Raw genomic sequence first — 11,638 nt, forward strand, 5'->3', positions numbered from 1 at the left:
GCATCGAATCTGATTTGCGAACCGCCCGTTTCTGGCCGATTCCAGCCGATGTCTTTAATGCAGGTCAAGATGCCAGCGGCTGATCACAATTGATTGCCAAAAATGATCAGCTCACTGGTGGTTGCAACACAGGTCCGCACTCACGTCGGCGCCGCACCCACCTCGGGTCAGTTGCATGGAGATTTATCCAGAGCAACCAGAATTAGTTCAGACTTTTGATTTGCAATTTCTGCAATAGGAGTGCAAACCGAGGTTGCCGCTACGTCTTGAAATAGCGACCTGTTGTTTTTTTTTGCCAATTCGAACTGGATATTACATGCCTTATTTAGGGACGCTGCATTGATTCGACGAATCACAGGGATTAAGTTGCGCCCCTTTGTTGAAACTTTGCAATGGAATGTTTCAGACAGGCCTCCATCGAGCTGATATTGCACAAGAGAAACCAGGGTTGAATCCGCTTCCCTCCCTTTTAGTGCCGAAATCAATAGAACACCGAGCTCACCCCTATCGTCAGAGCAAGCCAGAGAATTCCGAATGCACTCAGCCTTTGATTCCTTGCTTTGCCCTGCAGCAACGGACCAGAAAACGGCATCTTTTGCCATTTTCAATTCTTGGTTGGCTCTAGGCTCTTGAGCAAAGCAGAAAACTGGAAGCAGGCCAGCAACTATTGCAGCAATGATTTTATTCACTTTATTCACTCTTAAGGTTCCACGGTGAGAACGCTGTCTGGTTCAGCGTCAATTAGGGCATTAAGCTTTTTGATGTCAGAGCTTGATCCAGTCACACATCCTTCAGAACAGAATTTTGGGCCAAGCGATGGGCCAAATGCATTGGCGCAGCTATGTGTCAGGATTGCGCTTCTTCCGTAAGTCTCAGTCCCTGGAAGGGGAACTAACCTCCTTCCATTTTGTTTTGAATTTGCAGCTCCTGGACCATCGATGTTCCATTTCCATTTTCCAACTGGAATTGGGCCCCTTTGTTTGTACTTAATGCACTCCGGGTTGTCCTTGCATTGCTGCTTGTGGCCATTGTTCCCAGAGGCAACACGGATGTCGACGTTTTGATGCCCTTTTTCAGAAGCAACGCATGTCAGCTTGTTTTTAGTGATTGTGTAGTTGCATTCCGCTAGGCCATACCAATCAGCCCCATCAAACGGAGAGCTTTCAACGTATGCGTATGTTGAAATTCCTCCGTTAAGTATAGATGGGTCGCTTTGAGAGTAACGACCAGATAGCGAGTCGTAACCATCGCGGAAATAGTTCTGATTGAGTCCGGACGCGACATCGAACCTCTGGCCCGGGAAACGCAGATCGAGGGTAAAAACAGTTCCGTCACCATCCGGGTCTTCATTCGGTGGAGTGGCACCGAACGCTTCGGAGTCGATCGACCATTTCCAGATCGCGACATTTCGTGTCGGATCAATCACGGCACGCGGCGTGCCGAGATGATCAGCCTGCACATGCAACATTTGAGTCGCCGTCTCGACACCGACGGGCAGCGTGTCGAGCCACACGTACTGCTGCACCAGTGTGCCCGCGCCGGTGTACTGTCCCAGCAGCTGCCCATCCTCGTTGTAGAGGAAGATCGTCGTGGCGCCGCCGGCGATACGGGAAACCTGCTCACCTGCACCGGTGTAGGTATAGGTGCTCTGCAGCGTGCCGGCTGACGATGCTGTCGCCATGCGCCCTGCCGCGTTGTACGTGAAGGTCTTCGCCCCGATCGTCAGCGTGTTGCCGGCGGCGTCATAAGTGCGGCCTGTGCCTGCGACATCGCTCAACTTGTGGCTGGTCGTGGGATACGTGTAGGCTTGGGTGCCATCGGAACCGCTGAATGACACGCGATTCCCAGTGGCGTCGTAGCTGTAGGACTCCAGCTGGGCACCGGCGGCATTCTTCGCCCCTGTGACGCGCGATAGGTTGTCGTATGTCAGCGTCCGGGTCGGCGCCGCGCCCGTGGACGGCAACGTCAGGGCCGTAATCGAGTCGACCTGGTTGTAGCCAAACGCGATCGACACACCATCGGTGGTGCCATCAGTCACCTGGCTCGGCCGGCCGGCGGTGTCGAACACGCGGGACTGCGTCCTGCCGCCGGCATAGGCGATCGACGTCGCCGAGCCGAAGGGCATATAGGCCACCGAACTGATCAGGCCCTGCTGGTATTGCAGGGGACGGGTCGTATTGACGGCCGAGATATTGCCCAGCGCGTCGTGCGAATAGTCCACGCGCGTGCCGTCGGGATAGATCATCCACGCCAGGCGATCGCCCTTCGTGTAGCCGTACCGTACGGCCAGGATCACGTTTCCCGTCGCCTGCACCTTCCGGACCACGTTGCCGCGGTTGTCGTAGCACCAGGCCGTCGATCCGCTGCCATCTGTCATCGTCGAGACGTGGCCGGCCGCGAAGGTTTCCCCGGCCTGGCATCCCGATGGGGCGACGTCATACGTCCACACCGCATTGTCGGTCGAACCGGTCGAATAGCTGACGCTGGTGACCCGGCCAATCCCGTCATGGGTGTACGTGGCCACCACGCCTCGTGCATCTGTGCGGGTGGAGAGCTGGCCAGCAGCGTTATAGGTGTAGCCAGTGACGCCGGTGTCGGGGCTGGTGAGCTGCAGGAGATCTCCGAGGCTGTTGTAGGAATACCCCGTCGTCAGGCCCTTCGGATCGACCACTGAGGTCACGTTGTCCAGCGTGTCGTATTGCAACGACACAGCCGCGCCAATCCCGCCGACGTCCTGCACGGTCGACACCATGCGGTCGAGGGCGTCGTAACTGTTCTGGGTCTTCACCGATGCGGCATCGGTGCTGGTGAGGGGATTCCCGTTCGCGTCATAAGTAAACGACGTCGTCCCGCCGGCGGCGCTTGCCACCGTCTTTAGTCTTCCGATTCCATCGTACGATCGAGATAGCGAATACCTGACCACGTTCGAAGCGTCTGTGATCGCCTCAGCCGTTGGGTGCCCCGCGCCATCAAGGGTCAACGTGCGCTTGTTGCCGGCGCCATCCGGGGTCGACACGGCACGACCGGCATCGTCGTAGCCGATCGTCAGCACCACATTGTCGGGATCGGTGATGGACGCGAGCGTGCCATCGGCGGTCCACGTGTACTTGGTGACCGCGTCGTCGCTCGAGGTGGCGCCGTGCACGGTCTTCTGGATCCCGCGCCCGCGGGCGTCGTAAACCAGGTCGATCACGACCCCGTTTGGGTCTTTCACGGACGTTGGGTGACCGCCCGGATCGCTGGCCAACACCTCGGTGACCAGGCCGACGGCATTGATCTCCTTCTGCAGGTCACCGCGCCGGTAGCCGCAGTTGACCGGCGTCGTCGCACAAACTTGATCGTCGGCCGCGCGATACAGGAACTGGGTGACGGCGCCGCCGGGTGCCGTGACCGATTTCAGGAGACCCACAAACGGGCAGTTGGCATCTCCGGTTTCACAATAGTCGAAGGCGGTTGTTCGGGTCAGGCTGGCGCCTGGGTCCGTCGTCGCCCGGGAGATGACCTGCCCGCGCGTGTTGTACGTGTTGGCCACGTGCAGGACCACGGTCCCGGTCGCGTTGGCAATGTCCTGAGTCGCGACCCGCGCCGGCGTTGTCGACGTCCAAGTGTAGGACGTTATGCGCTTCTCGGTGAGAGACGTGTTGGATCCTTTCTTCTCCGCCTCGACGACGGAAGCAACTTGGCCAGTGGTCGCATCGAAGTTCGAGAGGGTCGCGACACCATTCCTATTCGTGTAGCGGGTATAGGCCAGCGACGTCGGATACTCCCAAGTCTCTGTACCGATCAGACTCGATCCGTCGTACGTCGCCTTCGACGTCGGTCGGCGGAACGTCGTGGCCTCGAAGGCGTAATTGACGACACCTTCGCCCACCTTGGTGACCGTGCTTTGCTGGCCAACGGAGCTGTACGTCAATGCCGTGGCACTGGCGCCGGCCGGTCTCGTCATCTCGGTGACCCGACCAGATCCTTCGTAATCGATCGTGAGGATCCGAACCAGTCGTTCGTCGTAGACGCCCGTTAGGTGGTTCGGGAAATCGCCTGTCTGGCATCCAGATGCCGCGTTGATGCACAGATGGTTCGTCTCGCCGTACAAATACCCGCGTCCATTGCCATCAGCATAGGCGACCGCATCGAGCGATCCTGAGCTTCCGTATGCGAAGGACACCAAGGATGATCCTGCCGCATCGATACGAATCAGATGACTGGCGGTGTCGTAGACGAAGTTCAGGGTTCGGCCGGTGTAATCCGCAGCCGTCGCGACCATCCCGTTCGTCCAGGTCAGCTCGACGTCCCGGGTGTGGTCATCCGGATGCACGATGGATTGCAGCTGCCCGGCAGCCGAAAAATTGCGGCGTGTTCCGTCCGGATCGAGCAGCAACCAGCTCCCGTCGGCATTCTTCGTCAGGGTGCGGCCCGACGCCGTCACCGACTTCATCTGAGTTGAACTGTTCGACACAAACTGAAACTGCTCGAGGTCATTGTGGTCGTTCCGCCACAACCCGACCGGGTTTGACGCAGTAGGCGAAGGCGGCGTCAGGGATTCGTTCCAGCTATGCGACCAGCGCGGCCCAAGACCACTTCCCGATGCACGCTCGTGCAGAGTGTTGTAGAACCTCGAAAACGTGAGACGCCCAAACGTCAAATCCGTCTCGAACCACAGCTTCTCACCGGTGGCTGGAACACATGGGCAGCCCGTGTTCGGAACAGAGTTGGTAGTTTCGGCTGCCAACTTGTAGATCGTTGCCGTTGGCCCCTTGCAGGCATATGGGAACAGGGTGAAATCCCCGACGGGATACTGTGGTGCATAGCCAGGTGCACACCTGAAATTCTGATTCCAGATGATGTTTGTCGACACATGGTTCACGGCTCCCTGCGGGTTGCTGCAGGGAACGTAATCTTGATACGCGTAGCGTTGCGAGCCGTAGGGATTGGTGAGTCCGACCGTGATGTATCGCCCCCATCCGCCACCAGCCAATGGATAGGTGCTGACTACCCAATTTGTATACGGGGGCGAACGATACCCGCCGGTGTAATACACAGAACCTTGTGGACAGTAAGAAGGGTTATTGGAGAAATAGGCGTTGAAGTACACCGAGGCCATTTCAGACTCGGATACGCAATAGCTGCTAAGTGCCTCGTTTGAATGTGAACACGCCCCGGGAGGCATGGTTGCACTCGTGGTGAACTGGGCAAACCAATACGATGCAATGCCGGTGTTGGTGCAGTAATTCAGTACGGCTGAAGTTGGGCCAGTTGCCGTCGTGCACTCGCGCATGTCCTGCGAACCGGCCCCAATGTCCGCCCGCATCGCGGCCTCAGCCTGTGGCAACGTCGGATAGGTCGTGTTCTTGTACTGCCAGGAGATTGTTTCGGAATGCCCAACGAGCGGCAGTCCGATCAGGACAAGGAATAACGCACAGGTTTTGAGCAAGCCAGCCATGGCCAAGGATCCAATATGCTTTCCATGATCCTCACCCCATGAACCGCCATCGCGCTAGTGGGCTGGATTTTTTGGATGCCGATGCGAGTGAACGTTGATGTCAGATATCTGAATGGGGCGACCCTGCACAAGGCGACGACAATGAAATCAGGCTAAATTGGAGGCGGGGAAAGGAGGGGGTAATGAGGGAAAGGGTCAATCGAGTCGCGATGGGACTGATGGGCGTGTGCTTGGCGCTGATGGCGGCCACCGCATGCGCTGCGTCACCTGCACCCCAAGAAGCGACGTTGCGTCAACTACTCCAGCAGCCGGAAGGCGCGATTGACCTAGCCCGCGCGAAAATTGCCATCGATCGGGTGGTGGATCCTTCCATAGACAGTGTTGCCACGCTTCGCTTGGTGGAGCAATGGGCGGCCAAGGCCCGCGCTAGATTCCCGGTGGGGGCTTCGAACAAGGTCAAGATGGACCTGCTGATTTCGACGATGTATGAGTCGGGTCCCTGGAACGACCATCGACCTTTCAGTTACGACTACAGCGATCCCTTCGGCCAGAACGTCAAGAAGAGCTTGCTGTCGACCTACCTGGCAACACGCAAAGGCCAGTGCGTCATCATGCCGATCGCGTTCCTTGTCATCGGCCAGCGGCTCGGATTGCCATTGACCATCACTACGGCCCCGCATCACCTGATCGTGAAGTATGGCGATGAAGAACAAGGCCAGTGGACGAACTTCGAGGCGACCAGCGGCTTGTTCCATCCGGACAGTGGCTACGAACAGTCCATGAATATTTCTCCAGAGGCAACGCGCAATGGCATCTACCTACGTCCCTTCACGCAACATGAAACGGTGGCCGTGTTCGCGACGGCTTCCCTGTTGCCCTATTACCGGGGAAGGAAACAGTCGGAACGCATGCTAGCAGTCACGGATTTAATCCTCAAAGCCAACCCCAAGGATGTCGACGCAATGACGATACGCGGGGACGCCTATTACTTGCTCATCGAACAACGCTTCAAATCCAAGTATCCGAAAGCCGAGCAGATCCCGATGAACCTCAGGGCCGAGTATCTGGATTACAGTAGGCAGAACAATGCTTGGTATGAAAAAGCCGAAGCGCTGGGTTGGCGGCAATGGGGGCCGAAAGAGAAGCAGCAGTATTTGCAGCACTTCAATAGCATGAAAGCCAAGAGCTAAAGGGGTTTGTGATGCGAGCAGTCCAGACAAGTAGTGTGCTGGTGTTTTTGCTAATGGCGACCACCGCGCACGCGTCTACCGATCCGGTGAGGGCCAACCCAAATACCGGTGCCAGTTTCAACCGCTATTCGTACGCAAACAACAATCCGTACAGGTTTACGGATCCAGATGGGCGGGATTGTGTGACAGCGAATGGGACCACCACCTGCTCAACGGCCAACTATAGAGTGGCCTTTCCGGCTCAGAATGGGTTTCACGATTTCACTACGGCCTCACCCAATTACCATGCATACAGTGTTCCCGCGTCGACGCCGGGGCAAACCTTGCAACAAGATCGAACTTATTTAGTTAATAACCCAACTCCTGGCTGGTCTTCGCCAGCCACACCGCAAGGGACACGCAACGACGCCACGCCAGGCATTGGTGGCATAAGTCCTGTGTCGATCAGTCCGGTGATGTCTTTCAGCTTGACTAACCAACTTAACGGCCAACCCGTTGTCGTGAATGTCACGCTTCCCGGCCATCCGTTGGAATCTGGAATTGTGGTTCGCCAAGCCACCCAAGGTGCCAACGGCACCACGTCGATTCAAAATTGGGGTGAGGGGACTGCACCTCTACAGGCACCCGGCACTCGGACGGCAGGCCCCATAAACAGCGTCTGGGGGCACCAGACGCCTCCAACACCACCTCCAACACCAGTACCAGGTTGCGGTTCGGGGGCGGGCAATGTCTGCAATAAATAACCCAAAACGACTGCTAATAGGCCTGCTGCTGGCACCTCTGGTGCCGGGGCTGCTTATGTTGGCAATCTCATTGTTCGGCAATCCCAGCGAAGGCCTTTGGTCCCTGAAATTGATTGCCATGTTTGCGTATCCCGCCATGTTGGTGGTCGGGCTTCCGCTCCATCTGCTCTTTCAGCGATTGGGTTGGAACAACGTGTGGCCTTATCTATTGTCCGGCGCAATCGCTGGCATCGTCGTGGCCTACTATCTGTTCCCGTCTGTGCATGGGTTCGCCAACCCATCGTCCATTGCCATCGCTGTCATCTGCGCCTTCTTTGGCGCGATCACTGCCGCAACGTTCTGGTGGATCGCCAGGCCATCGCGTCCTTAGGCCATTGGCTAGCGCAAAGCGATGACACTTTCGCGCGTCCTGTACGGACACTGCCGTTTCTCGTGTCCATGCTGGACGCCAGAAAAAATCATGAATCACCTATAAAACAAGTGCTTCTGTCGCAGCCTCTGCGATATCTTGCGGGCAATGTCACCACCCCCGATCGAAGGTGACTGGCATGGCCCAACATTTCTTGCTGTCGAAGGACGCACGTGGGTTGTCACTAAAGCGGATCTTCGGCTTGAGTAATCCCGAAGCTCTGACCCTGTTTCGGGAAGCCCGTTGGGGCAAGGGGCGCGACCCGAAATGCCCGAGCGTCAACTGTGGCCACGTCGCTAACCACTACTTCCACGATGGTCGCCAGCGCTGGCGATGCAACAGGTGCCGGCGGTGGTTTTCGGTGACCTCTGGCACGGTGTTCGCCTATCGCAAGCTGCCCTTGCAGATCTACTTGGCGGCGATGGCGATATACACCCAGCACGTCAAGGGCATACCGGCCCTGGCGCTGTGCCGAAAGCTAGACGTCCAATACAAGACCGCTTTCGTGCTAGCGCACAAGCTGCGCACGGCGCTGCTGGCGCAGCGTGATGATTCTCCTCTCGAGGGGGATGTTGAGCTGGATGGCTGCTACTTCAATGGCTACGTGAAGCCCGCCAACCAGAAGGTCAACCGCCGCGATCGGCGACTGGCCCGCAACCAGAACCCCAAGAAGTCGGTGATTATGGTGTTGCGCCAACGTGGTGGCCCAAAGCAAGGCGGCCAGAGGACCCTGACTTTCTCTACCAGGAGCGAAAACCAGTCCAGCGTGCTGAAGTTGGTCCGGAAATACATCGCAGCGGGCTCCACCGTGTATGCCGACGAGCACTCGGCCTACGATTCGCTGCACACGTTGTTCCGGACTCTCCGAACCAACCACAGTGTCCAGTACAGCGACGAGAACGGTATTCACACCAACACGGCTGAGGGCTTCTTCTCAAGACTACGGCGAATGCAACGCGGTCAGTGCCATCACTTCAACAACAACTACATCGACTTGTACGCCAACGAGGCGGCGTATCGCGAGGACAACCGCCGCCGGGCGATGCACACCCTGTTCGATGACATCCTGACCAAATGCTTGGAGACAAAACCGTCGCGCGACCTGTGTGGCTATTGGCAACACCGCGGCCAGCTGCATCGAAGAGAGCAGTTCGTCTAAACCCGAACCCACAAAGCCGCATGGCCGTTGCTACCTGCCTTGCTGACCTGGTTGACCTGTTCCAGCTGATAAAGAACACGGGACACGGCCGCATTGACGTTCTTGATCGCGCGGCAGCATCTTGCTCAAGCCCGCGCTCGATGAGTATCTGTAAGGCGATGTCCGCCGTGGACAGAGGTGTACCTCCAGCGTCACGCAGTACCTCGCGAACACGGCGACTCACTTCCCCGGTGCCAAAAATTGCGTTCTTGCGATAAGGTCGTTTGGCCTTGATCTGCGAAAGCGCGATGTTCGGATCAAGCAATCGAATCGTGGCGTCCAGATGGGACAGTGATTCATGCATCACCTGGAGCTGACCCTCCACTTCCTTAATATTTCCGGCGATTTCAGACCGTTTTTCAACCAGACCGTTTACGACAATCTTGCTCATGTGCCTGCATTTCCGTTGGTTTCCTGCGGAAATTGTGGGCTATCCATCTCAAATCTGCTGGGTGCAGGTGCTACCTAATACCGGTTTCATGAATGCGCGGAATGGCGTGCTTGTTTCACGCCGTGCACATGGAAGAACCGCGATGCTTTGTAAAGGAGCAATCGCATGAACGAAAAGCATCCAATCAATCCGCAGCAGATGCCAAGGCACCAGGATGCAGGTTTCATCATTGGGAAAGCTGCCCATATCGATGACGGCGCCCGTCTGGGCGCTTGAACGCCATGACGAAGTTCTCGCTTTTCGCCTACAAAACCGCGCGCCTGTCAGGGCGACCTCCAGCGTTCCTGGTGGCATCACTCCTGATTCTGATTTGGTTGATTAGCGGGCCGGTCTTCCACTTCAGCGATACATGGCAGCTCATCATCAATACCGGGACGACCATCGTCACTTTCCTGATGGTGTTTTTGATTCAAAACACCCAGAACCGGGATACGGATGCGATCCAGATGAAGCTGGATGAACTCATTCTCGTGACACGGAAAGCCCGGAACAGTCTTTTGGATCTGGAAGACCTGGACGAACCTGAGATTGATCGACTCAGGAGCCATTTTGTGAAGATCGCAAAGAAAGAAATGCAAGAGGGAGCAATCGTCGAACCGATTGGAGAGGGAGAGAGTTCCAGTTCATGACTCAAGCATGCTGCCAAGGAGAAAACAGACATGAATGACGTAAGCACGGTGATGACATCAAACCCCGTTGGTTGCAAGCTTCATACCCCTGTGCGCGATGTTGCAAAGTTGATGCTGGAAAATGATTGCGGGCAGATCCCTGTCCTTGACGATGTTGGAGCGCCGATCGGTGTGGTGACGGATCGGGATATCGCCTTGCGTGTTGTTGCGCGTGGTGGCGATCCAATGACGCAAGCGAGCGCCATCATGACAACGCCGGTCAAGGCTGTGCATGTGGACAGCGATCTCAAGGAATGCCTGGCGCTGATGGAGAATGCGCAGATTCGTCGCGTCCCGGTGATCGATGGCGCCGGGAAACTGGTCGGCATGGTTGCCGTCGCGGATATCGCGCGCGCATGCAAGGACCAGCCGACGGCCTCCGTGGTCAAAGAGGTTTCCCAGCCGCCTGCAAAAGCGGCCCATTGATTGCATCGGGTAGTGAAACCATGGGCAGAAGAGCGCCGCGCGTCCATACATCACAAGACAGCATTGCACATCTGAATGCATTGCAATTCGGACTGGATTCGGAATTGCTGGTCGAATTGCAAATGCGGGACGGACGCACATTGATCGGAACGGTCGTGGAACGACCAGCCGTTCAGCTGTTTCTTGATCCGCAAGACAACGAAGGCTCCAATGGACAGGTTGCACTGGACATCTCGGGCACAGGCATCCAGCTGTTATGGCTGGATGAAATCGCGGGATTCAGCAGGTTGGGTACAAGCTGACTTTGAAGCAGGCAATCGCTTGCCGCACAGTCTGTTCCCGCGGTTGCAAATCGCTGTCAAACCAAAGGGCTCCATAGGGAACCCTTTGGTCATGTCAATTCTTTCGCCGCCCGGCTAGTGGTGGCCGCCATGGCGAGAACTGGCTTTCTTTCCTCCGCCGTCTTGTTTATTGACGGTGGCCCAGGCAATTCGCTCTGCGGTTTCCTTGCCCTTTCCGGAGCGTTCTTCACTGTGCTCGATGTGCTTGGCTTGGCGCTTCTGCTTGTCCGTATAGCTTGATTTGTCTCCACGGGGCATATCAGTCTCCTTCAAGTTTCGTCATCATTCATCGAATCTTTTCAATCGTGAATCCACCAACCTCGACGCCCAGATTGACGCCTTCGCCTTTCCCGGCCAAGGCCAGCGAAACATTACCCTTGGTCAGGACTTGCAAGGATCCGGACTTGGCCAAGCCGGCGTTGACTTCGGCCTTGGCATAGGTGCCCAGGACATCATTGATATTGTGGACATCGGTAAAACGCCCGGTGCCCTTGTCGATTTGCCATTTCCCGATGCTGGCACCCAAGGCCTTCGCCGAGATCTTTACCGGGATCGATTGCTTGTTCGAGCAATCCACGGTTCCGGTGCCCGTCGCCGACGAAACCACCATGGACCAGCCATCCAATTTGTAATGCAATTTGCAGTCGAGTTCTGCGGCATTCGCTATCGATGGAGAAGCAATAATCATCGCTACAGCAAGTAATGGTGCTTTTGTGATTTTCATGCTGCGTCCTCCTTTTGGGACGCACCGACCATAAAACGGCATTGGATA

General features: G+C 56.6%; 9 protein-coding genes and 1 pseudogene. 6 read left to right on the forward strand and 4 right to left on the reverse strand.

Annotation, left to right across the window (positions count from 1 at the left end; all coding sequences use genetic code 11):
• Positions 1–167 precede the first annotated feature (167 nt).
• A complete protein-coding gene (locus tag Lysil_RS13120; protein WP_129588347.1) occupies positions 168–698 on the reverse strand; it encodes an Imm57 family immunity protein in 531 nt (176 codons plus the stop codon).
• A gap of 2 nt (positions 699–700) precedes the next feature.
• Positions 701–5,440, reverse strand: coding sequence for an RHS repeat-associated core domain-containing protein (locus Lysil_RS03720; protein WP_103074196.1), 4,740 nt, complete (start codon positions 5,438–5,440; stop codon positions 701–703).
• Positions 5,441–5,622: 182 nt separating this feature from the next.
• On the opposite strand from Lysil_RS03720, the gene Lysil_RS03725 reads away from it, so the two are divergent.
• From Lysil_RS03725 to Lysil_RS03750, 6 genes are all read left to right on the forward strand, one after another.
• A complete protein-coding gene (locus tag Lysil_RS03725) occupies positions 5,623–6,630 on the forward strand; it encodes a transglutaminase family protein (protein ID WP_240600076.1) in 1,008 nt (335 codons plus the stop codon).
• A 726-nt stretch (positions 6,631–7,356) separates the two neighbouring features.
• Positions 7,357–7,743 (forward strand): hypothetical protein, encoded by a 387-nt coding sequence (locus tag Lysil_RS03730; RefSeq protein WP_129588348.1) that lies wholly within the window; start codon positions 7,357–7,359, stop codon positions 7,741–7,743.
• A 178-nt stretch (positions 7,744–7,921) separates the two neighbouring features.
• Positions 7,922–8,941, forward strand: a complete 1,020-nt coding sequence (locus Lysil_RS03735) for an IS1595 family transposase (protein ID WP_103074198.1) — start codon at positions 7,922–7,924, stop codon at positions 8,939–8,941.
• A gap of 711 nt (positions 8,942–9,652) precedes the next feature.
• Positions 9,653–10,060: a low affinity iron permease family protein gene (locus Lysil_RS03740; RefSeq protein WP_103074199.1), complete on the forward strand. Its 408-nt coding sequence runs from the start codon at positions 9,653–9,655 to the stop codon at positions 10,058–10,060.
• Positions 10,061–10,090: 30 nt separating this feature from the next.
• Positions 10,091–10,525 carry a CBS domain-containing protein gene (locus tag Lysil_RS03745; RefSeq protein ID WP_205756850.1) on the forward strand — a complete coding sequence of 145 codons (435 nt, stop codon included), beginning with the start codon at positions 10,091–10,093 and terminating at the stop codon, positions 10,523–10,525.
• A 20-nt stretch (positions 10,526–10,545) separates the two neighbouring features.
• Positions 10,546–10,827 (forward strand): DUF3247 family protein, encoded by a 282-nt coding sequence (locus Lysil_RS03750; protein WP_103074201.1) that lies wholly within the window; start codon positions 10,546–10,548, stop codon positions 10,825–10,827.
• Positions 10,828–10,962: 135 nt separating this feature from the next.
• Here Lysil_RS03750 and Lysil_RS03755 read toward each other — a convergent pair.
• Positions 10,963–11,124: pseudogene (locus Lysil_RS03755) on the reverse strand (HupB); the annotation flags it as partial.
• 28 nt (positions 11,125–11,152) lie between these two features.
• Positions 11,153–11,590, reverse strand: a complete 438-nt coding sequence (locus Lysil_RS03760; protein ID WP_103074203.1) for a hypothetical protein — start codon at positions 11,588–11,590, stop codon at positions 11,153–11,155.
• Positions 11,591–11,638 lie beyond the last annotated feature (48 nt).

The sequence above is a fragment of the Solilutibacter silvestris genome (assembly GCF_002895945.1).
GTDB classification, from domain to species: Bacteria; Pseudomonadota; Gammaproteobacteria; order Xanthomonadales; family Xanthomonadaceae; genus Solilutibacter; species Solilutibacter silvestris.